Origin of the sequence: Agriterribacter humi, assembly GCF_009192765.1 — a bacterium.
GTDB lineage: Bacteria > Bacteroidota > Bacteroidia > Chitinophagales > Chitinophagaceae > Agriterribacter > Agriterribacter humi.
Window position 1 is genome coordinate 164,097 of sequence record NZ_VOHQ01000011.1, and the last position, 24,439, is coordinate 188,535.

Here is a 24,439-nt window from a genome sequence, read left to right on the forward strand (position 1 = left end):
TTCACCAACAAACCAAAGGTATGCAAAAAACCCTACTGCTTAACCGGCTTCGCTATAGGCGGAGCCTACGTAAATTTTTCATGATCATGAAATTTACCGCCTTCTTTCTGCTTGTGTTTTGTATGCATGTGAGTGCAGATGTGCATTCCCAGAAAATCTCTGTTAATTTTTCTAAAACCAGCCTGGAAAAGGCGTTTTCTGTCATTGAAAAAAATACAAACTATCGTTTTGTATACAATGATGATTACCTGCCTTTTAATCACAGGGTAACTGTTAATGCTAAAAATATTTCTATTGCTGAGCTATTAAAGGAAATATTAAATGATACCAGGCTGAGTTATCGTATGCTTTCAGAAAATTTAGTTGTAATAGCCCCAAAGGGAACCGAAAAAAATGATGTGGTAGTAAAAGGTAAAGTAATCAACTCATTAGGCGAAGCATTACCGGGCGTAAGTGTACAATTAAAGAATACCAATATAGGCACCACCACAGGTGTTGACGGCGATTTTGAAATTAAGGCGCCGGAGAACGCCATTCTTGTTTTTTCTTTTATCGGGCATGAGCCACAGGAAATAGCAATAGAAGGCAGAGTGTCTTTAACGGTTACGCTTTTGCCTGTAGAAAATTCTTTAAATGAAGTGGTGGTAGTGGGTTATGGCTCCGAAAAGAAGATTAACATTACCGGTGCGGTAGATCAGATATCAGGCAAGGAACTGGCCGAGCGCCCTATTGCTAACCTGTTCCAGGGATTGCAGGGGTTAAGCCCGGGACTGAATATTTCTTACCCCGGTGGCAAACCCGGCGCCACGCCCAATATTAATATTCGGGGTATAACAACGCTTACCGGCGGCGGAGCTTCACCGCTTGTTATTATTGATGGAATTGCATCCACTACAGATGATATTTTACGCCTGAATCCACAGGATATCGGTTCATTAAGCGTTTTGCGCGATGCGGCTTCGGCAGCTATTTATGGAGCGAGGGCGGCTTTTGGCGTTATCTTAATCACTACCAAACAGGGCGCCAGCGGCGGTAAACAGCGGGTAACTTACAATAACTATTTTTCATGGTCGCGGCGCACAGTATTGCCCGACCAGATAACGGATCCCTATATTTATTCGCGTGTGCTGGAAACCTCTACCGATAATACACCCTGGGACTATGTAAATTATTCGGATTACCAGTATCAATGGGCTAAGGAAAGATCAGAAAATCCTTCTGTTGAAGATGTAAGAAAAGACCCTAATAACCCCAATGCCTGGATATACATGGGCAATAATAACTGGAATGATTACTTCTTCAATAAAATGAGTTCTTCCCAGAACCATAGTATTTCTTTTAGCGGGGGTTCGGAAATAGGTAAAGGCAAACCGTTCGGGTATTTGCTATCCGCCGACTGGACCAAAGAAAATGGGTTGAATAAACTGTCGAAGGATGACTGGAACCGATATGGTTTGAGAGCAAAAATTAATTTTACGCCTTTAAGCTGGCTAAAAATAGAAAACAACCTGAATATTTATCAAACCATAACAGATGCGCCTTCATACACAATCACGGATCTGTATTATTTGCAACCCACGCAGGTAGCAAAAAACCCTGATGGATCATGGGCAAATACCGGTGCAGGCAGATTAGGCGCCCAGTTAACCGATGGCGGAAGAGATGAGCAAACAAGATTTGGTTTTCAAAATATTTCCCGTGCAGTAGCTACTTTTTTAAATGGTGATCTTCAGGTTACCGGCAGTGCCAGTTTTAAGAGAGAGATATGGAAGTATAATACCAATTTTAAAAAGTTTGAGATTGGCTTTGGCGAGGGTGATATCCGGGAAGAAGGTGGCAACGGCTCCGTTCTGGTTAGAAATGGAATTGTTAAGCATGATGTATACGACCTGTTTGCCAATTACAACAAACAAATAGGGTCCGATCATGCCTTCAAAGTAATTGCCGGCTATAACCAGGAAGAATACGTTTGGTCGTATGAAGGTGTGTCAAGGGACAGGCTGATTTCTTCTTCCCTTCCTTATATTGGCCTCACCACAGGGGAAAACCCCAGTGTTCTGGCAGATTATACTACCTATGCGCTTCGCAGCGTGTTCGGGCGTTTGAATTATACATTCAAGGGACGATATATTATTGAAGGCAACGGACGGTATGACGGCTCATCAAGGTTTCCAAAAGAACGGAGATGGGGATTTTTTCCTTCTGTTTCCGCGGCATGGATAGCCAGCGAAGAACCTTTTTTTAAAAGTATAGCCAAACAGGTGTCAACGCTTAAATTCCGTATTTCCTATGGCGATCTTGGCAACCAGAGTGTAAGTGACTTTGGATACATACAAACTCTGCCTACGGGAAGAGCTTCTTATATTATTAACAACTCTTTTCCTTCTGTTATTACTGGTGCGCCTAGTTTGAGTGTTGATCCGGACACCTATACATGGGAGAAAGTTACCACTTTTAATGTGGGTGCAGATATTGGCTTGTTACAAAACCGGGTACAGGGCGGCTTTGATTATTTTGTACGCAACACCATAGGCATGCTTGGACCTGTTGCTGAATTGCCGGGTGTATTAGGAACAAGTCCTCCTACTCAAAATGTAGCAGATCTTTCTACAAAGGGCTGGGAATTATCACTGGCATACCGCGATAATTTTGACATGGCTTCAAAACCTTTTTCCTTTGGTGTAAAATTCATTCTTTCTGATTCGCGTACTAAAATTACCAAATATAAGAACGATCAGTTATTGCTCAACAGTTACAGGGTAGGACAGGAAATAGGAGAGATATGGGGATTGGAGGGTGATGGTTATTTTAAAACGCAGGAAGAAATAGACGCATTGGATGAATTTGCTATTGTGCCATGGGGTGCATTGGAAATTGTTGAAGGATGGCCTAAATATGTTGACCAGGATAAAGATGGCAAGATAGAGCAGGGCAATACGCAAACAGATCCCAAAGACCTTAAAATAATCGGCAATAACAGTACGAGGTACCGTTATGGAATAAATCTTGATTTCGATTGGTATAATTTTGATTTTTCTGTATTCCTGCAAGGCGTAGGAAAAAAAGATTTCTATCCTAAACATTATTTATTCTGGGGGCCTTATCAGCAACCTTACGCCGGTATTTATGAATGGAACCTCGATTACTACCGCGGCGCTTCTGAAACCGGAACAGACAGGGACAGGCATTCCGCTTCTTATATAGCCGCCGGTTTAGCAGATGCCAATACCGATTCCTATTTTCCTGTTTTGCAGGCCTGGATGGCCGATGCCAATTATGGTTCAGGACTTGATTTGCCGCAAACCAAATATTTGCTTAATGCAGCTTACCTAAGGGTCAAAAATGTTACCCTTGGTTATACGTTACCTGCTTCACTTACTAAAAAAGTTAAAGTAAGCCGGCTGAGATTATTTGTTACCGGGGAAAACCTGTATGAATTTTCTTCTATAAAAAAATACATTGATCCCGAAGCCGTGGCAGATGGTTATGGCTGGGCATATCCTTACCAGAGAAAATATGCAGTAGGTCTTAACCTGGATTTTTAAGGATGCTTCCTTGGCCAATACGTTACAGGCATGTGTTAAATCAAAAAAATTGAATGTATGAAAAAAGTAAAATATTTATATACATTGCTTGCCGGAATGTTAATGCTGGCAGCAATCTCGTGCAAGAAAGATTTTATGGACAGGTACCCGCAAACCTCGGTTCCGCCGGATCGGTTCTTTAACTCCGAAGAAGATCTGGCTTCCTATATCAATGGTTTATTGAGTATTCCCGGTGCCGGGCAATATGCCAGCGACCAGGGAACGGATGATAAGGCAACTACCGCTGCTGTGGAGATCAAATCCATGATGACGGGAACGCCCACTTCTCAAAATATAACAGGTGGCTGGAGCTGGGGCAGGCTTAGAAATATTAATTATTTCCTGGAAAATTATGACAAGGCCAAAGTATCACAGGAAGTAAAAAATCATTATGCCGGTTTGGCGAGGTTTTACCGTGCACAATTTTACGTGGATATGGTAAGCAGGTATTCGGATGTACCGTGGTATTCACAAACATTAAATCCCGCAGACAGTGGCGGTCTATATAAACCACGTGATCCACGTGCATTGGTAATGGACAGCGTGATGGCGGACCTTGCTTTTGCTTCTGCCAATGTAAAAGAATCGGTTCCTGAAGGTACTCCCGGTGTGTGGGTGGTGAAACTGATATATGCGAGAACTGCCTTGTATGAAGGAACTTACCGGAAATATCATTCCGAACTGGACTTACAAGCTTCGGCCGATGCGTTCTTGCAAATAGCGCAGCAGGTAGCAGGAGAAATTATCAGTTCGGGGAACTATGAAATATATAATACTGGTAAACCTGATGCAGATTATCTCACTTTATTTACCAGTCTTAGTCTTGCCGGTAACCCGGAAGTATTGTTAGCCAATATCTATGATCAGGACCTGAACAGGAGTGGAGATAATAAGTACAGCATTAATGATTACGAACAATCGCCTTCACGCGAGCTGATCCAAACTTATTTAATGAAAGATGGTTCAAGGTTTACAGACCAAAGCGGCTATCAAACCTTTGGTTTTGTAAAGGAATTTGAAAACCGTGATCCAAGGCTTTCGCAAACTTTTTTATATCCCGGATTTATTTTAGCCAGCAATGCTCCCAACCCCACGCCGTATATTCAACGGCTCAATAAAAATTTCACCGGCTACCACCAGTTAAAAGGCTATATCAACAGTACTGATCAAAAAGCGGTGGCCGGAACAGATTTTCCTGCCTACCGCTATGCCGAAGTGTTGTTAACGTATGCTGAGGCATTGGCGGAACTAGGCACTGTAACACAGGCTGATTTGGATATGTCTGTTAATTTGCTGAGGAGCAGGGCTGGTTTGCCGGCACTTATCCTGACAGCGGCTAATGCCAATGCAGATCCTGTGCTTGCCGCCCAATATCCTGCCGTCAGTGGTGCCAACCAGGGTATTATTCTTGAGATCAGGCGTGAACGAAGAGTGGAGTTTGCATTGGAAGGATACCGCTATAATGATTTGATGAGATGGGCTGCAGGCAAGCGGTTGGAAATTATACCCGACGGCATGTATTTTCCGGGATTGGGAAAATATGATCTTACAGGCGATGCTGTTCCGGATATTATTTTAATTGATAAAACGGCCTCCATACCACCTGCTGAACAGCAGGAAGAAAATACACTCGGAATAAAGCTGGTCTATTATAAAGCAGGAAATTTTGGCGATGATGTAACCGTATATCTTAAAAATGGCAATAGCGGTGGCACCATTGTTACCGAAACAACAACAAGACAGTTTATTGATCCGCAGTATTATTACCGGCCTATTCCATTTAACCAGGTCACTTTAAATCCCGCGTTAAAACAAATATTCGGCTGGAACTAATTTTATATCATGGGCATCGTTTGTATTACCGGTAAATAAAAAAAGTTTTCCGGTAATACTATTCTTTAAAAAATAAGGATGAAAAGAAGGTCTTTGTTAAAGCAGGCGGGATGGCTAACAGCAGGTTCAATGCTTACCGGAAGTATGGCCGCTGCCACAATAAGTAATAAAAACAAAAAGCCTGTACTCACTATTGCACATATTACTGATGTGCACATCCGGCCGGAAGAAAATATTCCACAGCGCTATAAAAAATGTTTGGATGATGTAAAAAAACACAGAATAGATTTTATATTGAATGGTGGCGATTCCATACATGCTGCTGACTATCCCGATATTACACGGGAACGGGTAACCGAACAATGGGCGGCGTGGGATGAGTGTATGAGCAGTGTGAAAGCGTATGAACTGTTCAGTTGCATTGGCAACCACGATCCCTGGTGGGCGTCGCCATCGCCGGAACATGAAATGCATGGAAAAACATATGTGGTTAAACGGTTGAATATTCCTCACCGCTATTATAGTTTTAGCCGCAAAGGCTGGCATTTTATTGTATTAGACGGCAATAATAAAAACATTTCGCTCGATGATGAACAATACAACTGGCTGGTAGCCGACCTTGAAAAAACGGCTACTGGAACACCCACGTTGTTAATGTCGCATTACCCGGTATTTGGCGCTACACCTATTCTGGTGGGTGGTAATCATTCCGACAATAAAAAACTAAAGGATCTTTTTTACACGCACCGCGATAAGGTAAGGGTAATGCTGAGCGGGCATAATCACCTGTACGATAAAACGCTTTATAATGAAGTGTGGTATTGCTGCAATGGTGCTATGAGCGGCTATTGGTGGGGCAAAGGTGATAAGGAGTCGGCGGGTGAAGGGTACTACCTGGAAACGCCTCCGGGTTTTGCCATTTTAAAATTATACAGCGATGGATCGGTGGAGAATAATTATTATCCCCATCATTCCTGATAAACAACGGCTTGAACTTGGAATTCTTAATGTATCTTAAATGACCTATTAAATTTGTTGGTATGAAACAATATTTCTTATTTATATTATTGATGGGCTGTTGTATGGGCGTCCGCGGACAATCCAATAAAAAGGCCATATTCGTTATTGTAGATGGGATAGCTGCAGATGTAATTGAAAAATTGAACACACCTGCTTTAGATGCTATCGCCAAAGAGGGCGGATATACCAGGGCACATGTGGGTGGTGAAAAAGGCGGCTATTCGGAAACGCCCACCATTTCGGCCGTTGGCTACAATAGTTTACTTACCGGCACATGGGTGAACAAGCACAATGTTTGGGATAATGATATTGCTGCTCCCAATTATAATTACCGGACCATCTTCCGTTTTTTAGAAGCGCAGTATCCCGATAAAAAGACAGCTATATTTTCCAGTTGGGAAGATAACCGTACCAAATTAGTGGGAGAAAATTTGCCTGCTACAGGAAATATAAAATTGGATTATCACTTCGACGGGCTGGAATTAGATACTTTAAATTATCCTCATGATAAAGGAAGGGATTTTATGCATCGTATAGATGAAGCCGTTGTAAATAACGCTGTGGATTATATTAAAAAGAAAGCGCCTGATCTTTCATGGGTGTACTTAGAGTATACAGATGATATGGGGCATATGTATGGCGACAGTGAGCAGTTTTATAAAGCGGTAACCATGATGGATGATCAGATGGGAAGGCTGTGGCAGGCGATTCAATACCGGAAACAAAATTTTAAAGAAGACTGGGTCATCTATATCACTACTGACCATGGCAGAAGCGCTGATAATGGAAAAGGGCACGGCGGGCAGTCGGACAGGGAAAGAAGCACCTGGATTGTAACCAATGCCAAAGGATTAAATCATTATTTTAAAACAGGCAACCCCGGTATTGTGGATATAATGCCTTCCATTGCCAAATTTTTAAACATCTCTATACCGCGTGACCAGTTAATGGAAATTGATGGTGTGCCTTTAACCGGGAAATTGTATGCAACAACTCCCGATATGGCACTGCAAAATGATAAGCTCCGCGTTACCTGGAAGGCGCTCGAAAAAAAGGGAAATGTGAAGATATGGCTGAGCGCAACCAATCATTTTAAAGAAGGAGGAAAGGATGAATATACTTTACATGCTACAGTACCTTTGGCGAAGCAGGAAGCGATAATAGATGTAAGCAAACTGCCTTCCTCTTTTTATAAAGTAGTTATTGAAACGCCGGGTAATATGCTGAACAGGTGGGTGACGGAGAGGAATTAACGGGAAGTTTATGGTTTGTAGTTTTGAAGTTTGTATGGCATCGTTTACAAGATGATTAATCATTAGATCAGGCTTTCTTTGCGGCCCTTGGTGCTTTGCGCCTTTTTGAATAACCGTTTTTATTTTATGAATATCCGTCGGGTAAAATGCAGTTTTATAATTTTATTTTTTCTATTAACAGCAGCAGGCTCATGTAAGGTGCAGCGCACAACTGCTGTTAATACCCAAACTTCATTGGTTACGCAGGGTCCGCTATGGGGAGCCGTATGGCAGCAAAAAGCTTCTGAATATAAAGCCTTATGTTACCAGGCTTACAATACCGCAAGAATGCAGTTGGATGTTTTACTGCAGCAATCTTACAGCAAACCCCTGGCATTGGTAACCGACATTGACGAAACGATATTAGACAATAGTCCTTACCAGGTGCATATCGCTTTGCAGCATGAAGAATATGCAGATGCTTCGTGGATGGAGTGGACAAAAAAAGTGGATTGCGATACAGTGCCCGGCGCCTTATCTTTTTTCGGGTATGCCAAAAGCAGGGGTGTGGATGTGTTTTATATTACCAACCGCCTGGAAACCGAGCGGGACGCTACTTTAAAGGATATTCAACGCTGGGGTTTTCCCGATGCGGTGAACAGCCACCTTACTTTCAAAACCACCACTTCCGGCAAGGAGCCACGCCGGCAAATTGTCGCGGATACGCACGAAATCATTATGCTCTTTGGCGATAACCTCAGCGACTTCAGCGCAGTTTTCGATAAGCAGCCTGCGGATATCCGCAACGCAGCCACGCGTGATAATGCCGCGCTATTCGGCACAAAATTCATTGTATTGCCCAATGCCATGTACGGCGATTGGGAAGGGATGCTATACCAATACAAACACACACTGCCCCCGGCAACAAAAGATAGCATTATCATCGGGGGACTGAAAAAGTATTAAAGGTTGGCAACCTTAGCCTGTTACGAAATCGTTTGCATTTATATTCTTGCTTTAAATAGAATGGTTGAAGAAAAGATTACCTGCCCGGCTGGCGCCGGTTGCATAGAAAATAGTAATTTGTTCCCGCATGCAAGACGAACTGCAATTACAATACTGGGTTGAACAGGTTGCCTTATTTAATGACCAGGCGGCATACGAAAAGATATTCCTGCATTTTAATGACGGACTATACCATCTCGCTTTTTCCTTTGTAAAAGATGAGCAGGTTGCCGAAGAAATTGTTTCCGATACTTTTATTAACCTGTGGCGCAACCGTATGCGGCTGCTTGAAATAGAAAACCTGAAAGTATACCTGTATGTATCGGTGAAAAATCTTTCTATTAAATATCTCAGTCGCAATAAACTCCGGGTTGATTTTGATTTGAATGACATAATACTGCAGCATGTAGCCGCCACAAGTCAGAATCCGGAGGATCTGATGGTTTCAAAAGAAGTGCTTAAATCAATACATATGGCTATTGAAGACCTGCCGCCTAAATGCAGGCTTATTTTTAAGCTGGTAAGAGAAGACGGGCTAAAATATAAGGAAATTGCACAAATACTTAATCTTTCTGTAAAAACGATTGATGCGCAAATGGCTATTGCCGGAAAACGCATTGTACAGTCGCTCAGCTTTCTCATTCATAAATAATTTTCCGTTTTTTCCTGATCCATTTAGGGGATTTTTTTGATTTTAGGTTCCTTTAGTCATTCAAAAGAACCTTTACCTGAATGTCGTATAACAAAATCTGGCAATTGGTTGCACGGAAATTATCCGGTGAGGCATCCCTTGATGAGCTAAAAGAGTTGGAACACCTGTTGCAGGAGTATCCTGAAATTGCCTATAAGGTAGATATCTATTGCCAATATTTCGACAATCCTCCCAGCCAGGTATATCGCACAGACGAAACAAAAAGAAGGTCGTTAGAACAGTTCCGGTTACGGTTTAGCAGGGAATTAAATAACGAGTCTGAAGCCATTCCGTTGCCGCTAACGCATAATAGTACGGCTATGCCCGGTATAAAAAAATGGTTAGCGGTTGCTGCGGGTCTGATAACTATAGTGGTTACGGTTTTTTTTATGACCGGAAGGGAAAAGGGAAATGCAGGATTTGCGCAGCATAAGATAAATGAAGTAAATACCATGCCCGGAACGCGATCTAAAACAATACTTCCCGATGGCACAATAGTATGGTTGAACAGCGATAGCCGGATTAGTTATAATGTTGATTTTGGTAAAAATAAAAGAGAAGTAACCCTTATTGGGGAAGCTTTTTTTGATGTAGCTCATGATGAGGCGGTTCCGCTGATTGTGCACGCTAAAACGGTTAACATTCTCGTAAAAGGTACGGCGTTTAATGTGCGCAGTTACCCGGGGAGTGATAAAGTGCAAACATCCCTGCTGAGGGGTTCAGTTGAATTAACGATGAAGGATCACCCTGAGCACAAAATATTCCTGAAACCCAATGAAAAAATAACCATTGATGTACAGGAAAATGAACCTGCTGCGAACAATGATATACAGGCTCCGCCGGCAGCGACATATAATCAGAATAGGAAAATATATCATATTGATTCACTGAAACAAAGTACGCTGGTTGATGCAATACCGGAAGTGTCATGGATAGAAAACAGGCTGGTGTTTGATAATGAACCATTTACTGATGTAATAGACAAAATGGAAAAATGGTATAATGTGGATATCATTCTCACCAACCAGCACCTGGGGAAAAAAAGCTTTTCAGGTGTATTTGAAAAAGAAAATATTGCCGAGGCATTATCAGCGCTCCAGATCATTAATTATTTTGATTTCGAAATAATGGGAAGAAAAATTATCATCAAATAAATTAATAAACAAAAAGGATATGCTTATGACATGAACCAATAACCCCTCCACGAAAAAGAGAGATGCTGTTACATCTCCCTTTTATTAGTTAAATCCGGTAAGGGTTTTCTTAACGCGATCACCCGTACCTATTATTAAACTTAATAAAGTAAAATTATGAAAAAATTGATTGTATCCCAGTCAAATGGGGATACTTGTCCAAAATTTCACAAACTGCTTATTGTCATGAAATTAACTGCAATATTATTAATTGTAGTGTGTCTCCAGGCTTCCGCAACGGGATATTCTCAAAATGATGTGAGTATTTCTGTGAAAAATGTTGAGCTTAAAAAATTGTTCAACATGCTTCAAAAAAGTACAAGCTACCGCTTTCTTTATGAGGATAGGCAATTACCCGGAGATGTAAGGGTTAACATAGCGGTAGAAAAGGTATCCATACAAACCTTGCTGAATGATGTATTGCGCAACACGTCATTGCATTACAAAGTGCTTAATAACAACCTGGTAGTCCTCAGCAATGCTGCAGTAAATGAAATCATGAGCAGCATTATTAAAGGCCGGATAACCGATGAAACAGGGCAGCCGTTACCAGGTGTTAACATCCGTATCAAAGGCAGTACCTCCGGGATATCTACAGGTGCTGATGGCGCTTTCTCTATTGAAGTGCCTGAAAACAGTGTACTTGAAATTTCATTTATTGGGTATATAACCCAGGAAATTGCTGTAAAAAAAGATGAAAACATCAATTTGCAACTGGTGCCCGGCGATAAGAATTTAGACGAGGTGGTGGTGGTAGGTTTTGGTACTCAAAAGAAGGTAAACCTCACAGGAGCGGTAGATATGGTAACAGCGAAGCAACTCGAAAGCAGGCCCTTAACCAGTTTGGGTGCAGGGTTGCAGGGGTTGATTCCAAACCTTAATATTACTATTTCCAACGGAAGGGCAACTACCAGTCCCGCTTTTAATATTCGTGGTTTTACAAGCATTAATGGCGGGGAACCTTTAATTATTGTAGACAATGTGCCTTTCACCATGGACGAAGTATCCAGGCTCAATCCTAACGATATTGAAAGCGTTTCTGTGTTAAAAGATGCTGCGTCTGCTGCTATTTACGGGGCACGTGCCTCTTTTGGAGTGGTGCTCATCTCCACCAAGACTGCAAAAGGAAACAAACTAAATGTAGCCGTTAATTCCTTTGTCGCTATCAGAACGATCGGCAAGCTGCCGGAATTGGTTACTGATCCTTACCTGGTGATGGATACTAAACATGAGGCGGGACGACCCCTTTATAACCTTTACCCGGAGGCTGCACGTGCATATGCCAAGCAAAGGTCAGAAGATCCTTCATTACCCGCTGTGATACTCAACCCCACAAACCCCGATTACTGGTCATCTACCGGGTCTACCAATTGGTTGAACGAAGCTTATCACAAAACAGGTCCTACTTATAATACAAACCTGAGTGTTTCTAAACGTGCTGATAAAATGGCCTATTATTTATCGGCCGATTATTACAGGCAGGATGGCATGTTGAAATATGGCAATGACATTTATAACCGTTACAATCTCAGGGGTAAAATTGATCTGAATATTACCCGGTGGCTCGACATCTCTAACAATACACTCATAACCAGCAGTGAGTACGATGCACCGGTATTGATGGATGCTGATTTTTTCTGGAATGTAAACAGGCAAAGTTCTTTGGACGTTCCCAAAAATCCTGATGGTTCCTGGACCTATCTCGGTGGTTCACTATTGGGAAGAATGCAGGAGGGCGGCCGCTCTAAAAACAGGCTCAATGAATTTCAGACTACTTTTTCCGCAAATATTTCGTTGATCAAAGGTGTTTGGGATCTAAAAGGCGATGCAACCATTAGAAGAGGTAACGCGTTGACAAGATCTTATGATATTCCTGTTCCTTACAAAACAGGTCCTAATATCCCAGTGGCTTATGCAGGCGCCACCACTACCTGGGCACAGAACAATAGTTTAAACAATCGGTACAATGTATATAATGTGTATACCGACTTTCATAAAAACTTTGGTAATCATTTTGTGCAGGGATTGGTAGGTTTTAACCAGGAGTATAGAATCGTTTCGACGGATACTGCCAGAAGAAATAATATTATTTCTACTTCATTGCCATCTATCGGGCTTAGCACCGGTACAATGACAGAATCTGAAAGGATCAGCGATTGGGCAATGCGCGGCGTTTTTTACCGCTTAGGCTATAATTACAAAGAACGTTACCTGCTTGAACTGAATGGACGGTATGACGGTTCATCGAGGTTTCCGGCAGATAAACGTTGGGGATTCTTTCCCAGCGCTTCCGCAGGTTGGGTGATCTCCGACGAACACTTTTTTCAGCCGGTAAAAAATGCTTTAGGGCTGAACCTTTTAAAACTCCGCGCATCGTATGGCAGTTTAGGAAACCAGGCGGCAGTTGCAGAATACGGCTATATACCTACCATGACGAACGGGCAGGTGAACCGTATTCTTGGAGCAAACCGCCCTATGGCTGTGTATGCACCAGGAGCAGTATCTGACAATTTTAGCTGGGAGAAAATTGAAACCATTAACTACGGTATTGACCTTGGTTTTTTTGAAAACCGGTTAACACTAAATTTCGACAAGTATACCCGTTACACAAAAGATATGTTGATTGCAGGTAAAACATTACCTGCGGTATTTGGAACCGCGGTACCCAGAGAAAATGCCGGTGACTTAAAAACAAAGGGTTGGGAACTGCGGCTTAACTGGAGAGATAATGGCAATTTGGCGGGATCACCTTTCTTCTACAATCTCACCTTCACACTTGCTGATAATCGGTCATGGATTACCCGTTTCGATAATCCTGCCAGGTTGCTGAGTAATTATTATGTAGGTCAGGAAATTGGTGAAATATGGGGTGCGGATATCATTGGTTTCTTTAATGACGAGGCGGATTTGACCAACAGTCCCAATCAAACAGCGATGGGTACCGATGATCAGTCGTACCAGTTTTTTGTAGGCGATCCCAAATTTGCAGATCTTAATAAAGATGGTGTGGTGAATAAGGGTAAAAGTACAGTAGATGATCCGGGCGACCTGCATAAAGTTGGTAACAGTGCACCACGCTTGCCTTATGGCATTGACCTGGCAGGAGGCTGGAAAGGATTTGATATGCGCGTATTCATCCAGGGCATAGGAAAAAGAGACTGGTATCCCGGTGCATCGAACGTATATTTCTGGGGGGTGTATGCGCAGCCCTGGACCAATGTAACCGTTCAGAACCTTGATCACTGGACCCCGGAAAACCATAATGCTTATTTTCCTGCAGTTCGTGCTTATAGTGCGGAAGATAATATGCAGCAGTTAAGCATCCCAAACAAAAGGTATATGCAGAATGGAGCCTATGCGCGTGTAAAAAATGTAACCTTAGGTTACACGCTTCCGGATGGTTTACTACGAAGAGCCAGGCTGAGCAAGCTTCGTTTTTATGTAAGTGCGGAGAATATTTTTGAGATATCGCATATCAGGGTAAAACTTGATCCTGAATCTCTGGCTACAGGTAGCAGGGCACAGGCAGCGTATCCATTCCAGCGCACCTATTCTTTTGGACTAAACCTTAATTTTTAATCTGTCAACACAAAACATAATGAAACATACAATATATTTTCTATTGGCAGGTTTTGCGCTGTTGAGTTCATGCAATAAAGATTTTCTGCAACGCAATCCTCAAACATCCATAACACAAAATGAATTCTTTAATACTGTTGCCGATCTGGAAACCTATACCAACGGCTTTTACAGTATGATGAGTACCAACTCGTACGATCCTTATACTGATCTTTACTCAGATAATATATCCATTAATACCGGTGGCAGTGAAACCGATAACCTGATACGGGGTGGCATCACACCCGGAACTGTAGCAGGATGGAATAATTGGGGGAATCTGCGTACGGTCAATTTCTTTTTGGCCTATGCCGGAAAAGCTGTAGGAGACCAGGTTGTGATCAATCATTTTATGGGTGTAGCACGGTTTTTCAGGGCGCAGTTTTATTATAACATGGTAAAACGATATGGTGACGTGCCATGGTATTCCGCCGTAATTGGTACTTCCGATGAAGAGCTGTTGTATAAACCCAAAGACCCACGCACATTGGTTGTAGATTCTGTAATGGCAGATCTTGAATATGCAATTGCAAATATACTACCCAACAGAACCAACAATACGATGCTTACCAAATGGACCGCATTATCTCTCTTGTCCAGAGTAGCATTGCATGAAGGTACTTACAGGTTATATCACGATGAACTGAGTTTACAAAGCTCAGCACAAGCTTTTTTGCAGCGTGCAGCTACAGCTTCTCAAACCATTATTGATGAAGGTGGTTTTGCGGTCTACAATACCGGTAATGGCGGAATGGATTTCAGATCATTATTCTGCAGCAATAATCTTTCAGCCAACAAAGAAGTGATTATGTTGTGGAAAAACAGCAGGGAAGAAGCTGTGGCAAACAACACAAGCACCGTATTGGACTGGCAGTGGGCTTTAAGTGCAAGCCTGGAGCATGAATTTTTAAATGCAGACGGCACGCCGTTTACCAATGTCGTAAATTATGATAAGAAAACTTTTGTAGAGGCATTTCAAAATCGCGACCCACGGTTGGCAGAAACCATTATGCCACCGGGCTTTGCGCTTACACCTGGCGGCCCCTCCTACATTTCCAAACCTAGTTTCGGTGGTTACTTACAAATAAAATTTTTTCCCCGCGATGCTGCCGTTCGTGGCGGATGGGAATTGAATTATACTGATCTGCCTATTTACCGTTATGCTGAGGTGTTACTTATTAATGCGGAGGCGAAGGCTGAGTTGGGAACGCTTACTCAAACCGATCTGGATAATACCATTAACCTTTTACGCAGAAGAGTTGGTATGCCCGATCTGAATCTTGTTGCGGCAAATACAACCCCCGATCCGTACTTGTCGGCAAAGTATCCATTGGTTACAGGTGCCAGTAAAGGTGTAATCCTGGAAATAAGGCGTGAACGCCGTGTGGAACTGGCTTGTGAAGGAAAGCGTCTTGATGACCTGTATCGCTGGAAAGCCGGATCGTTATTAGGAGAGGATTCGAAAGGCATGTATGTACCCGCACTGGGCGGTATTGATATTACAGGTGATGGCGTTGAAGACATTGCTATACTGGAAGCCCCGGGGCAGGAAGGACCCATTGCCGGTTTGCCTCCTGAAGTGCAAGCCAGTGTTGTAAAATATTATTTGTCTGACGGAAGCTTTTATCTCTCCAATACAAATGAAGGAAGCATCATGTTCGGAAGGGACAAGCAGCAACCAAGGAACTTTATTGAACCGAAATATTATTACTTCCCCATACCGCAGGAACAAATTGTTCTTAACGAACAACTTACCCAGCCTGCCGGCTGGGAATAAGAATCTATAGATCGGTTGTAGAACACCGGTGGGATACTTAGTTGTCTCACCGGTTTATTTTTGCCTGAAAATATGATTACGGTTTTGCATATAACGGATGTGTGTATCCGTACTGTGGTTTAAATAATATTCCTGTTTAAAAAAGTAACTATTATTGCAATAAATAGCCTCCATCATTTAGAAATAGTTATAAAGAATATGACCACACGACAATTACGAAAGCACTACGTGTTTGTTACTATAGCATATCGGAAAAGGAGGCACGCTTCCGCATTTTTGATACGACAGGCAAACTGGTGATGAATTGGTTATCCCATAAAAGATAAATCAGGGCCAACTATTAAAAACAAAAATGAAATTACATGTGCAGATCATTGTTCAACTTACCCGGATATGCTGTTTTTTTTCTTTTTCTATCCTGCTCTTCCAATAAAATCCCATCAGGAGCCACAACTAAAAATGCTGTAAAGGTGATGACCTATAATGTACATCATTGCAATCCTCCGGAAAAGGCTGATGTTATTGATGCAGATGCTGTTGCTGCGGTTATCAAAAAACAACATGCAGATATGGTGGCTGTGCAGGAAGTGGATGTAAATACCGTGCGTTGATGAGCATTTCACGCGTACCTGCAATAACTGCCCTTCAACTTTTTGGGAAAGCGGTGAAACAGGGGCTATAGATTTTATTGCATTCGGTTCAAAAGACGCTTTTAATGTTTTATCGCATAATGTAGTGCAAAATAAAGAGGCATCAGATCACATGCCTGTTATTGCGGAGTTACAGCCAAAGTAATTACTGATCACGAACAATATACATGTATGAAGAGTAAGAAATTATTTCCGCTTTCATTTTTAGCAATCCTGCTCGTTTCCTGCGCAGGCACAAAGCATGTCCCAAAAATGGAACTGAACTGGGAGGAAAATTTTAACCAAGTTAATGGTTTCGATACCAGCCGGTGGTCAAAAATACCCCGCGGAACCTCAGACTGGCAAAAGTATATGAGCGATTTTGACAGTTGCTATGCCATGCGTGATGGTAAATTAATATTGCGTGGTATAGTTAACAATAGCTTGCCGAACGATACTGCCAGTTATTTAACCGGCGGCGTATACACAAAAGATAAAGTGAGCTTTGGCTTTGGCCGGCTGGAAATATATGCAAAGCTGAATGGAGCACATGGTGCGTGGCCGGCTTTCTGGTTGTTATCGCAGGGCATGAAATGGCCGGATGGTGGCGAAATAGATATTATGGAAAGATTGAACTTTGATGCTATCGCCTACCAAACGGTACATTCTCATTATACCTATACTCTGAAAATGAAAGAACCGAAACAGGGAGCAACCGGAGTGATCAATCCCAATGGCTTTAACAATTACGCTGTGGAGTTGCACCCGGATAGCTTAGTTTTTTTCATAAATAATAAAAGAACGTTCTCTTATCCCCGTATTCATACGGACAAAGAAGGACAATTTCCTTTTGATAAGTATAAATATTACCTGTTGCTGGATATGCAGTTGGGCGGCAGTTGGGTTGGTAAAGTTGATCCCGCAGATCTGCCTGTTGAAATGGAAATTGACTGGGTAAGGTTTTATGCCTTTAAGCAGAAACGTTAAATGTATGCCGGGGAATGAAGTAGTATGTAAGATTTTCTATAGTTTCCGGAGCAGCCACAGGAGTAGGGAGAGCATGATACTAAAAAGGATCATGGTAGTGATGGGAAAATAAAAACGGAAATTTTCTTTTTCAATACGGATGTCTCCGGGCAGGCGTCCGATCCAGTGCAGCCTGTCGTGAAAAAAGTAAATCACAATGCCTGCAATAACAATCAGCGCTCCTCCTGCGATGATGTACTTACCTGTTTCAGCGTTCATTACATAAAATTAAAAAAATTAGCCATGCGGCCGGGATGCCAGGCATAAGAATGACCAGGCCCTGAGCTATTCAAAGAATATGCGTATGGTTTGATAAAACAAACGGTTTTGCAAATGTGCCGATTGCTTTTCAGAGTATCCCTGTAATCCCAGCAGCCCGGCGGCATTGCCTTTGTTGATGGCAATTTCGAGATAACCTGCCGAGTTAAACAGCGCCAGCTTTTCGCCCTCCGGCACATCGGCATAGGTTTCACTGATTCTTTCAATCACTTCATCTCTTTTAAAGGCAATGGTAAAACGCCGTCCTTTTCGTTGCTCCTCAAAAGCTTCACGTGTAATATTGATCACCACGTTTTCAAAATGATCTATAAAAATAATTTGTCCTTCAATCCAGTTTTCGCCAAGCATCGGCCGCAATGGATTTTTTTCCAGTATATCTATATCCGGCGTGCCAATGCTGTGAAGGCTTTCTCCTTTTGCGATGGCTTGTATGCTTTTGCCAAATATGCGTGTGATATATAATGCGTTTTTGGCCACCATTTTATCCATGGGCAGCCCAATCACCATTTCAGGTTTTCCTTCTGCGATCATGGTAAGCAGCCCGTTATCGGCGCATAAAATATATTGCCGGTTGTAAAAAGCCAGCAACAGGTGTTCATGCTTGTTTTCAAAAAGGTTTACCAGCACAATATGAAAAGTAAAGTCGGGAAAATTTTTAATGGCGTTGCGGCACACGTAAGCCGCCTGGGGATAATTAAATGGTGTAAGTTCATGGCTGATGTCCACCAGTGTGCATCCGGGAATCACTTGCAGCAACTGTCCTTTAATAGCCCCTGCCAGGTAGTCTTTTTGTCCGATATCTGATGTAAGTGTTATTAAGGGCATGTGTGATCAACAATAGTACAACTATATTCGTGCAAAAATAAGAGACTACACCCGTAATAAACATTGTTTAACGGAATGAACCGGGTGGATTGGTGTGCAAAAGCTGCTGTAAAAGAAAAAGCATTGATTTTTTTTAAAGTTTGGAGGAATGCCTTTTTCCCTTATTTTTGCACTCCCAAAAACGAGAGGGGTTTATCCTTATTTTAAGGGTGGCGCACTTCTTAATGGTTATGATTCCGTAGCTCAGCTGGTAGAGCAATACACTTTTAATGTATGGGTCCTGGGTTCGAGTCCCAGCGGGATCACTTTTTGAAGATTAGGTGTCTGAAAATCAGGCACCTAATTCTTTTACTCTATAATTTACTCTATAAAGAACTCTGAGGTTTCTGATAGTTTACTATTTTTTACTCTGCATGAACTATCCTTACAAAGATAAATTGATTATGCCTTGATTTAATATATCAATTTGCCAGAGGAAAAGAGAGATGTTAAATAGATTAACCTGGTCAAATTTTGAACAGGTCACTTTCCATAACTTTCCTCTATTAGTTTTATTTTTGAAAAAAGGATAAGTGATGAAAGATTTAGTGAAGAGGGCGAAGTCCTTTATTACATTTGACTTCCCGTTACAGACAGCGAATATCAGTACGCAATTTGCCAATACGCATAAAAAACTCCAAACAGAGATTCCGGGATGGAGTACTACTGCGACCCGGCAGAAATTAATCTCCCATTACTGGTTTACGTATGTAGCAGGACATTACGCTATAATGTTAGGATTCCCAGCACTGGTGATTTTCATATGGCAGAGCCTTGCGCAATCAAGCTTTCATTTATTAAGTGCCTTGATTGTAGGATTATTAAGCTATCCGGTTTTATACTTGTTTCATTATCTCCCCTGGTTTAGCTCTATTTTTTTGCCCAGGTTGGAGACTGTGAAAGAATTCTACGAACAAAAACAATTAGAACAATTGGGTAAATGCCGCCAAGCTCAATTATCCAATTTTGCGTTGTCTCTCGTATTCTATGTATTTGATAAAACCAGTGGCATAAATACATTGCAATGCAACGATCAATCTGCCGCTTTGTTAATGAAATTATATGGAGTAGATAAAGGAAGTATTAAAAAGAACCTCGAATTGATACTCGGCAAAAAGCATCGCTTATTACCCAGGAAATGCACTGAAGTCCAAAAGCGGTTCGATGAGGCCTATACTTTTTTCGAAGACCTTCACTTTACAGAAGGGATAAAGTTATTGAAGGAATTGAAATCTAAGTTCCAGATCTGACAATTTGAAAAAAGCGGTTATTATTGTACATTTATGTAATCATGGCAAAGTCAAAAAATATTGGAATCGGACTGAAACCCAATCTTGATAAAGGGTTGTTTTGGGATTGGCGCTATGATGAAATCGATTGGCAAAAATCTTATCGAAGCGTCATTGAGAAGGTGCTGGAACGTGGAACAATGGAAGAATGGGAAGAAATAATTCGCTTTTATGGCAAACCAAGAATTATTACTGCTTTAAAAGAAGAAATCAAGTTTCTGCCTGATTATATTATTAATGCTGTAAGCAGCTATTTTAACATTAGAAAGGAAGAAATGGCATGTTACGTAAGGAAGCAGTTGAGAAAGGGACAGTGGATATAATTAATAAATTAATGGCAGATGAAAAACTCATGTCATTTAGTTTAGTGGGTGGAACAGCGCTCGCATTAAAGATTGGGCATAGAAAATCATTAGATATAGACCTTTTTACCGCTACAGATTTCAACTCGCAGGAAATTTCCAGTCACCTAACTACTAATTATAATGTAACACGTATTCAGACAATTACTAACGGAGTATTCTGTCTAATAGATGGAGTTAAGCTTGACCTGATTACTCACAAATACCCATTGCTGGAAGACCTGGAAACAGTTGAAGGTATACGTATGGTATCCTTAAAGGATATAGGAGCCATGAAATTAAATGCCATCTATAATAATGGTACCCGCCTAAAAGATTTTGTAGACATTTATGCCTTACTGGAAACCTTCCCTTTAAAAGAATTATTACAGGCAAGTGAAAAAAAATATCCTGAGAATAATATTGCAATGGTAAAAAATGCTTTACTGCATCATGAGGATATTGACTTTACTGTGCCTATTGACTATGTAGGTAAAGAAATTAAATGGACTTCTATAACCCAGCGTTTGCAACAATCTTTTCACGATCCGCAAAAAATCTTCAATAAACTGCCGGCCTTAACCCGGGAATTATTAGAAAAAAAACAGCGTAAGGAACAAAAACGCAAAGGCCCCCGACTTTAATATCTTCTATCAAAATACAGCCTGCAGTTAATTATTCCAGTCACATTTAAGTATACTTAGCTTGTTTTCGCCTGTCTTTTAGGCTATGTTGCAATCTTAAAACGGAAAGTGATGAAAGAATCTGTGAGCAATGGTAACCTCGTTACCCCTATGTTGTTCCCGTATGAGCCGGAGCAATACTGGCAACATGTGCGGCAAATTATCCGGGAAGAGGTGAGCAAGGTTGAAAAACAAAAGCCGGTTTCCCCCAATTACGAAACACCTGGTCTGACCTACAAACCTCTTTACAAGATCGCCGAGATCTGCGCCCTGTTCCATGTTACCAAACCCACTATCTACGATTGGGTGAGACATGGCAAGCTAAAGCCCTTCAAAATCCGCTCAAGGGTGTACTTTCTATGGCAGGATATTCAACAGCTTTTGCCCCCTGGCGGGCAGTGATTCAAAGCGAATATTTCATTTTCACCCGCATTTTGTGTAAATGTTTAATTGCGAGAGTATGAAAAAGCTATCATGCAGGGAAGCCCGGCAAATTGACCTGGTGGAATATCTTGCTGCATTAGGCCATCAGCCAAAAAATATCAGGAACCAGGATTATTGGTATTGTTCACCATTTCGTGACGAAAAAACGCCCTCTTTTAAAGTCAACAGAGCCCGCAGTATCTGGTATGATTTCGGTGAAGGAAAAGGAGGGGATATCATTGACTTTGGAGTAGAGTATTTCAGCTGTTCAGTAAGTGAACTACTGGAAGGATTATCGAAAAAGTCATTATCTCTCAATTTTTCTTTTCACTCGCCTGCCTTTGCTGGTGAAAAGAAAGAACCCGGCTACGGCAAGATCATCATCCTTAAGGATCGAGCCCTTGGGGCACCACCCCTGGTTCAATATCTTCAAAAAAGATGTATTCCAAAGGAAATTGCAGCGCAGTATTGCCGAGAAATAGATTTTGAACTCTATGGCAAAAAATTTTCTGCTATTGGATTTGCCAATGATAAAGGAGGGTTTGAATTAAGAAATGAGCATTTCAAAGCAGGCAGTTCTCCCAAAGCCATCACTTTTTTGGTCCAGGGAGGCAAAGAGCTAACTGTGTTTGAAGGATTTTTTGATTTCCTTTCTTTCCAGACTTTATACAAAAACAATCCCACTATCCCAACAAATATTCTGGTACTTAATTCCCTTTCTTTTTTTCACCAGGCAAAAGACCTGATGGATAAACACCAAAGGGTACACCTGTACTTAGACCGCAACAAGCAGGGAATAGAGTTTACCCGGCAAGCACTACTATGGGATGAAAAAAAATATAAAGACCTGAGTACCTCATTTGCGCAAGGGCAGGATATGAATGACTGGCTTATTGAAAAAAGCTCACTTGTAGACTCGGGGCTTATGACAGAAAATCTCAGGTACCGCCACCGAAAAGGCAGAAGCATCTGAATTATCTATCCCTGGAATAAACCTTATTGATCAAAAAATAAAACATTGAATTATGGCAGAGTTTAAAAGAAGAACGCTTTATTTGGGAAGTGGTAAACAGGTAAAACTTTTTGGCAACAGTATTGCTATTGGCAGAAGTCTGGAGATAGGTGAAGGTTATGCTCCCAATATCTTTTCATGCCTGCAGCAGGAACAGGAGATCATTAAACCAGCAGCCAGTAGTGTAAAATCTTTAACTGATAATCCTAAAGAAAAAGAAAAACCTGTATCAAAAATTATATCTACTGTGTCAAATCCATTCAGGTTATCAGAAGCCGACCTGATGGAGATTGCCGATTATAATATCCGGCTTTGGCTTGACCTTAAAGATGGTATCCGTAAACATGGCACCAACAGTGCCCAACTATTTAACGGTGAAGCCCTCAGGAGTTGATGTATTTAAACAATATGCGGCATTCTGATGAAGGCACCCTGAGATATATGAGGACTGATCTGAGGTTTTGTAAGGCGAGCGGTGTTGTTGTCACACAAAAACCCTCGTGGTCAACCACGCTCGCCTTTTTCTCCCGCTGGTCGCAAAAGGAAATACAGGACATGATGCAGCTAGTATTAACCGGTGAGCAATGATTAATGAGGCGTATGGAACAGATGAATGTCAAAAGATCAATGGGCGGACGCCCCTTAAAAGCCGTAAGAAAAGATATCAGGATAAGTGTTCGCTTTAACCGCCAGGAGTATTTTATCCTGAAGGAAAGGGCTGGTTCAGCAGGTGTAAAGCCATCTGTTTTTATCAGGCAGGCTGCCATCAAGGCAAAAATCACCGGCAGACTTTCTACAGAAGAAGTGCAATTGATCCGCCAGCTTGCCGGCATGGCTACCAATATCAACCAGGTAGCAAGAGCATGTCACAGGGAGGGACTCTTTGAAGCTATGCGGTATTTTGAGGAGTACAGAAAAGCGCTTGATCACGTAATGCAAAAATTAAGGTCATGATCAGTAAGCATCTTACGGCAAACTCTTTCTATCATACCTGCCGCTATGTTACCATTAAACCCGGCGCAGAACTACTGGTTGCAAAAGGGGTAAGAGCTTATGATTTTAAACTGATGGCGCAGGATTTTGCAATACAACAGGCACTCAGACCGGAAAAAAAGCAGGCTTGTATGCATGCCATTCTCAGTTTTTATCCGGGAGAAACGCTATCGGATGAAAAAATGAAAGCGGTAGCAAAAGAATATTTAAGCAAACTGAATGTCGTAAATACCCAATATGCCATCACTAAACATACCGACAAAGCACATATTCATTTACACATTGTTGCCAATATGGTAAACAATGAAGGGAGACCAATCAGTGATAGCTGGATCGGACTAAGAGGGAAGAAAATAGCGCAGGAGCTTACATTGAAGCATCAGCTTATGCAGGCAATAGATAAGAATCTAAGGCTTACTCACCTGGAATCGCTGAATGAATATGAAGCGACAAAGTACAGGATCTATATGGCTATCTCAGAACTACTCCCCAAATGTAAAAACATGGAAGAGCTGAAAACCCGGCTCGGAAAACGTGGCATTCTAACAGAATACAAATACAAAGGACAGAGCCTTCAAAAACAGGGTATCAGTTTTAAGATGGGTGAGTATCGTTTTAAAGGCAGTAAAATAGACCGGAGGTTCTCCTATAACTTTCTTGAAAAAACGCTGGCTTTGCAGCAAAAGCAAGTGTTACAACAAACAAAACCGGAAAGCATAAATACGCCGTTCCAAAAACCTGGAAGTGCTTTCCAAAAAGAAAATACTCCTTATCCATCCAGGGAACATGACATTGGTTTTGGAAGTGAAATACAGAAAGCTGCTTCAGATCTATGGAAATCATTAACCGACCCTGTGGGAGAAGGTGGATCCTTACCTAAAGAATTGCGGGAAGAACAAAGAAGGAGAAAGCAGCGCAAAACATTGCGAAGATGGCCATGATAAAAC

General features: G+C 41.7%; 21 protein-coding genes and 1 tRNA gene. 20 read left to right on the forward strand and 2 right to left on the reverse strand.

The features are described 5' to 3' along the window. The first annotated feature begins 86 nt into the window (after positions 1–86). From FRX45_RS17555 to FRX45_RS17605, 11 genes are all read left to right on the forward strand, one after another. Complete coding sequence (locus FRX45_RS17555) at positions 87–3,545, forward strand: SusC/RagA family TonB-linked outer membrane protein (RefSeq protein WP_226805435.1); 3,459 nt, start codon at positions 87–89, stop codon at positions 3,543–3,545. Between the two features lie 57 nt (positions 3,546–3,602). Further along, positions 3,603–5,417, forward strand: coding sequence for a RagB/SusD family nutrient uptake outer membrane protein (locus tag FRX45_RS17560; protein ID WP_152269771.1), 1,815 nt, complete (start codon positions 3,603–3,605; stop codon positions 5,415–5,417). A 78-nt stretch (positions 5,418–5,495) separates the two neighbouring features. Next, the gene (locus FRX45_RS17565) at positions 5,496–6,395 is read left to right on the forward strand and encodes a metallophosphoesterase family protein (protein ID WP_152269772.1); all 900 of its coding nucleotides are present in this window, start codon (positions 5,496–5,498) and stop codon (positions 6,393–6,395) included. 62 nt (positions 6,396–6,457) lie between these two features. Continuing rightward, a complete protein-coding gene (locus FRX45_RS17570) occupies positions 6,458–7,690 on the forward strand; it encodes an alkaline phosphatase family protein (protein ID WP_152269774.1) in 1,233 nt (410 codons plus the stop codon). Positions 7,691–7,816: 126 nt separating this feature from the next. Continuing rightward, positions 7,817–8,635, forward strand: a complete 819-nt coding sequence (locus tag FRX45_RS17575; protein ID WP_152269775.1) for a 5'-nucleotidase, lipoprotein e(P4) family — start codon at positions 7,817–7,819, stop codon at positions 8,633–8,635. Between the two features lie 127 nt (positions 8,636–8,762). After that, positions 8,763–9,326: an RNA polymerase sigma-70 factor gene (locus tag FRX45_RS17580; protein WP_152269776.1), complete on the forward strand. Its 564-nt coding sequence runs from the start codon at positions 8,763–8,765 to the stop codon at positions 9,324–9,326. An 80-nt stretch (positions 9,327–9,406) separates the two neighbouring features. Next, positions 9,407–10,519 carry a FecR family protein gene (locus FRX45_RS17585; RefSeq protein ID WP_152269777.1) on the forward strand — a complete coding sequence of 371 codons (1,113 nt, stop codon included), beginning with the start codon at positions 9,407–9,409 and terminating at the stop codon, positions 10,517–10,519. A 225-nt stretch (positions 10,520–10,744) separates the two neighbouring features. Beyond that, positions 10,745–14,137: a TonB-dependent receptor gene (locus tag FRX45_RS17590; protein ID WP_226805436.1), complete on the forward strand. Its 3,393-nt coding sequence runs from the start codon at positions 10,745–10,747 to the stop codon at positions 14,135–14,137. A gap of 19 nt (positions 14,138–14,156) precedes the next feature. Beyond that, on the forward strand, positions 14,157–15,953 hold the full coding sequence (locus tag FRX45_RS17595) for a RagB/SusD family nutrient uptake outer membrane protein (protein WP_152269778.1): 1,797 nt from the start codon (positions 14,157–14,159) through the stop codon (positions 15,951–15,953). A 362-nt stretch (positions 15,954–16,315) separates the two neighbouring features. Further along, positions 16,316–16,564 (forward strand): endonuclease/exonuclease/phosphatase family protein, encoded by a 249-nt coding sequence (locus FRX45_RS23630; protein WP_226805437.1) that lies wholly within the window; start codon positions 16,316–16,318, stop codon positions 16,562–16,564. A gap of 210 nt (positions 16,565–16,774) precedes the next feature. Then, positions 16,775–17,569: a glycoside hydrolase family 16 protein gene (locus FRX45_RS17605; protein ID WP_152269779.1), complete on the forward strand. Its 795-nt coding sequence runs from the start codon at positions 16,775–16,777 to the stop codon at positions 17,567–17,569. Between the two features lie 36 nt (positions 17,570–17,605). Here FRX45_RS17605 and FRX45_RS17610 read toward each other — a convergent pair whose 3' ends face one another. Continuing rightward, positions 17,606–17,827 (reverse strand): DUF2905 domain-containing protein, encoded by a 222-nt coding sequence (locus tag FRX45_RS17610; protein WP_152269780.1) that lies wholly within the window; start codon positions 17,825–17,827, stop codon positions 17,606–17,608. Between the two features lie 66 nt (positions 17,828–17,893). Next, on the reverse strand, positions 17,894–18,712 hold the full coding sequence (locus tag FRX45_RS17615; protein WP_152269781.1) for an SAM hydrolase/SAM-dependent halogenase family protein: 819 nt from the start codon (positions 18,710–18,712) through the stop codon (positions 17,894–17,896). Positions 18,713–18,944: 232 nt separating this feature from the next. Between FRX45_RS17615 and FRX45_RS17620 the strand changes: the two genes are divergently transcribed. From FRX45_RS17620 to FRX45_RS17660, 9 genes are all read left to right on the forward strand, one after another. Then, positions 18,945–19,017: transfer RNA gene (locus FRX45_RS17620), tRNA-Lys, on the forward strand. A gap of 270 nt (positions 19,018–19,287) precedes the next feature. Continuing rightward, positions 19,288–20,001, forward strand: a complete 714-nt coding sequence (locus FRX45_RS17625; protein WP_152269782.1) for a hypothetical protein — start codon at positions 19,288–19,290, stop codon at positions 19,999–20,001. Between the two features lie 41 nt (positions 20,002–20,042). Beyond that, a complete protein-coding gene (locus FRX45_RS17630) occupies positions 20,043–20,363 on the forward strand; it encodes a DUF6922 domain-containing protein (protein ID WP_152269783.1) in 321 nt (106 codons plus the stop codon). An 11-nt stretch (positions 20,364–20,374) separates the two neighbouring features. Continuing rightward, a complete protein-coding gene (locus tag FRX45_RS17635; RefSeq protein WP_193311758.1) occupies positions 20,375–21,025 on the forward strand; it encodes a nucleotidyl transferase AbiEii/AbiGii toxin family protein in 651 nt (216 codons plus the stop codon). A gap of 111 nt (positions 21,026–21,136) precedes the next feature. Continuing rightward, entirely contained in the window at positions 21,137–21,466 is a 330-nt protein-coding gene (locus FRX45_RS17640) for a helix-turn-helix domain-containing protein (RefSeq protein WP_152269786.1), read from the forward strand. A 58-nt stretch (positions 21,467–21,524) separates the two neighbouring features. Further along, positions 21,525–22,460, forward strand: coding sequence for a CHC2 zinc finger domain-containing protein (locus tag FRX45_RS17645; RefSeq protein WP_152269787.1), 936 nt, complete (start codon positions 21,525–21,527; stop codon positions 22,458–22,460). A 52-nt stretch (positions 22,461–22,512) separates the two neighbouring features. Next, positions 22,513–22,893, forward strand: coding sequence for a hypothetical protein (locus tag FRX45_RS17650; RefSeq protein ID WP_152269789.1), 381 nt, complete (start codon positions 22,513–22,515; stop codon positions 22,891–22,893). 206 nt (positions 22,894–23,099) lie between these two features. Further along, positions 23,100–23,453, forward strand: coding sequence for a plasmid mobilization protein (locus FRX45_RS17655; protein ID WP_193311759.1), 354 nt, complete (start codon positions 23,100–23,102; stop codon positions 23,451–23,453). Next, complete coding sequence (locus FRX45_RS17660) at positions 23,450–24,433, forward strand: relaxase/mobilization nuclease domain-containing protein (RefSeq protein WP_152269791.1); 984 nt, start codon at positions 23,450–23,452, stop codon at positions 24,431–24,433. The genes FRX45_RS17655 and FRX45_RS17660 overlap by 4 nt, the downstream gene beginning before the upstream one ends. The last annotated feature ends 6 nt before the right edge of the window (positions 24,434–24,439 follow it).

Coding starts and splice junctions, on each gene's coding strand:
- FRX45_RS17570 (WP_152269774.1), top strand. CDS start 6,458: ATGAAACAATATTTCTTATTTATATTATTGATGGGCTGTTGTATGGGC.
- FRX45_RS17555 (WP_226805435.1), top strand. CDS start 87: ATGAAATTTACCGCCTTCTTTCTGCTTGTGTTTTGTATGCATGTGAGT.
- FRX45_RS17575 (WP_152269775.1), top strand. CDS start 7,817: ATGAATATCCGTCGGGTAAAATGCAGTTTTATAATTTTATTTTTTCTA.
- FRX45_RS17610 (WP_152269780.1), bottom strand. CDS start 17,827: ATGAACGCTGAAACAGGTAAGTACATCATCGCAGGAGGAGCGCTGATT.
- FRX45_RS17635 (WP_193311758.1), top strand. CDS start 20,375: ATGGCAGATGAAAAACTCATGTCATTTAGTTTAGTGGGTGGAACAGCG.
- FRX45_RS17625 (WP_152269782.1), top strand. CDS start 19,288: ATGAAAGATTTAGTGAAGAGGGCGAAGTCCTTTATTACATTTGACTTC.
- FRX45_RS17580 (WP_152269776.1), top strand. CDS start 8,763: ATGCAAGACGAACTGCAATTACAATACTGGGTTGAACAGGTTGCCTTA.
- FRX45_RS17660 (WP_152269791.1), top strand. CDS start 23,450: ATGATCAGTAAGCATCTTACGGCAAACTCTTTCTATCATACCTGCCGC.
- FRX45_RS23630 (WP_226805437.1), top strand. CDS start 16,316: ATGTGCAGATCATTGTTCAACTTACCCGGATATGCTGTTTTTTTTCTT.
- FRX45_RS17565 (WP_152269772.1), top strand. CDS start 5,496: ATGAAAAGAAGGTCTTTGTTAAAGCAGGCGGGATGGCTAACAGCAGGT.
- FRX45_RS17645 (WP_152269787.1), top strand. CDS start 21,525: ATGAAAAAGCTATCATGCAGGGAAGCCCGGCAAATTGACCTGGTGGAA.
- FRX45_RS17585 (WP_152269777.1), top strand. CDS start 9,407: ATGTCGTATAACAAAATCTGGCAATTGGTTGCACGGAAATTATCCGGT.
- FRX45_RS17590 (WP_226805436.1), top strand. CDS start 10,745: ATGAAATTAACTGCAATATTATTAATTGTAGTGTGTCTCCAGGCTTCC.
- FRX45_RS17650 (WP_152269789.1), top strand. CDS start 22,513: ATGGCAGAGTTTAAAAGAAGAACGCTTTATTTGGGAAGTGGTAAACAG.
- FRX45_RS17630 (WP_152269783.1), top strand. CDS start 20,043: ATGGCAAAGTCAAAAAATATTGGAATCGGACTGAAACCCAATCTTGAT.
- FRX45_RS17640 (WP_152269786.1), top strand. CDS start 21,137: ATGAAAGAATCTGTGAGCAATGGTAACCTCGTTACCCCTATGTTGTTC.
- FRX45_RS17605 (WP_152269779.1), top strand. CDS start 16,775: ATGAAGAGTAAGAAATTATTTCCGCTTTCATTTTTAGCAATCCTGCTC.
- FRX45_RS17560 (WP_152269771.1), top strand. CDS start 3,603: ATGAAAAAAGTAAAATATTTATATACATTGCTTGCCGGAATGTTAATG.
- FRX45_RS17655 (WP_193311759.1), top strand. CDS start 23,100: ATGGAACAGATGAATGTCAAAAGATCAATGGGCGGACGCCCCTTAAAA.
- FRX45_RS17615 (WP_152269781.1), bottom strand. CDS start 18,712: ATGCCCTTAATAACACTTACATCAGATATCGGACAAAAAGACTACCTG.
- FRX45_RS17595 (WP_152269778.1), top strand. CDS start 14,157: ATGAAACATACAATATATTTTCTATTGGCAGGTTTTGCGCTGTTGAGT.